Source organism: Thalassotalea sp. G20_0 (assembly GCF_017744175.1).
Taxonomy (GTDB): domain Bacteria; phylum Pseudomonadota; class Gammaproteobacteria; order Pseudomonadales; family Endozoicomonadaceae; genus Endozoicomonas.
Genome location: NZ_JAGHQV010000192.1, coordinates 1 through 1510, shown reverse-complemented (window position 1 = coordinate 1510; position 1510 = coordinate 1). Strand labels below are relative to the sequence as shown.

At 51.3% G+C, this 1510-nt stretch carries 2 protein-coding genes; one reads left to right on the top strand and one right to left on the bottom strand.

What is annotated here, in order from left to right:
• Positions 1-943 (top strand): calcium-binding protein (locus J7438_RS25440; RefSeq protein ID WP_286196939.1); only part of this gene is annotated, 943 nt, incomplete at its 5' end.
• Between the two features lie 125 nt (positions 944-1068).
• Here the strand turns inward: J7438_RS25440 and J7438_RS25435 are convergent.
• Positions 1069-1510, bottom strand: a 442-nt coding sequence (locus tag J7438_RS25435) for an ATP-binding protein (protein WP_209278836.1), incomplete at its 5' end; no start/stop codon positions are given.

The window sequence follows — 1510 nt, the reverse complement described above, 5'->3', positions numbered from 1 at the left end:
GAATTATCTTGATGGGGATGCCGGGGCTGATGTGATGACCGGGCGCACCGGTGATGATACTTACATCGTGGACAATATTGGCGATGTGGTTCATGAACTGGCCGGGGGCGGTTTTGACCAGGTCATCAGCAGTGTCAATTACACGCTGGATAGTGAGGTTGAGAACCTGACGCTGATTGGTGATGGACACCTGATCGGAACAGGTAATGACCACAACAACCGGATTGTCGGTAATCGTGGAAATAATTTGCTGATGGGTATGGGCGGTATCGACACCTTGATTGGCCATGACGGGAATGATACCTATTTGGTGGATAATACGGCGGATCGCCTGATCGAACAGGCGGCAGAGGGTATCGATTCTGTTGTATCGTCAGTGTCGTACACACTGGGCGAGCATCTGGAGAACCTGATGCTCAGCGGTGCAGAGCATATCAATGCCACTGGCAATCGTCTGGATAATGAACTGACGGGCAACCAGGGTCGGAACATCCTGAATGGGGGTGATGGCAATGACCTGCTCTCCGGTAATGGTGGTAATGACTATTTGATGGGTGGTGCAGGTGATGATACCTATCACTTTGCCGCTGGTGATGGGTTTGACACCATCAATAACTATTCCGACCATGCCGGTGATATGGACAGGCTGCAGTTTGAAAGCATCACCAAAGAGAACCTGTGGTTTACCCGCTCCGGCGACCATCTTCTTATCGATGTTATTGGTTCTAATGATCGGGTTCTGGTGCAGGACTGGTATGCAGGAGGGAGCCAGCAGCTGGATGAAATTCACACGGCAGACGCCGTACTGCATGCGAATGCTGTGGACAGCCTGGTAAACGCCATGGCTGGTTTTGAAGCACTGCCGGCAGGCAATGCCCAGCTACCTCAGCAAACCCGGGATGAGATCAATCCAATAATAGCCAGTAGTTGGCAAGCGGCTTGATGGCTTAAGGCTGCCCCTGCATGAGCAGGGGCAGAGGTAATGTGCAAATACAGGAACCACAGAATGTGAAATCAACAGGTCTGTGGTTCCATTTTTGCTCCTTAACACTATAGGTTTACTGCATATTATTCCTGTTTTACCGAACTGAGACTTTGCTTCTTACGCATTGACTCCCCTGACAGTTCCAGACGGTGTGAGCGGTGAATCAGACGATCCATAATGGCATCCGCTGTTGTGGGTTCATCAATATAAACATGCCACTGGGTAACAGGTAATTGAGAGGTAATCACCATGGCCCCTTCCCCGGTTCGCTCTTCTATGATGTCCAGCAAATCCTGTCGGCCCATATCTGACAGGGGGGACATTGCCCAGTCATCCAGAATCAGCAGCTTGGTACGTGTCAGCAGGTTGCGAAGCTTGGGTAATGAGCCGTCCTTGCGGGCAATATCCAGCTCTTCCATCATCAGCCCGAACCGCTTATAGACTACGGAATGGCCAAGCCGGATTGCTTCATTGCCAAGAGCGCAGGCCAACCAGCTTTTACCAGTACCCGTGGGACCTGTCATC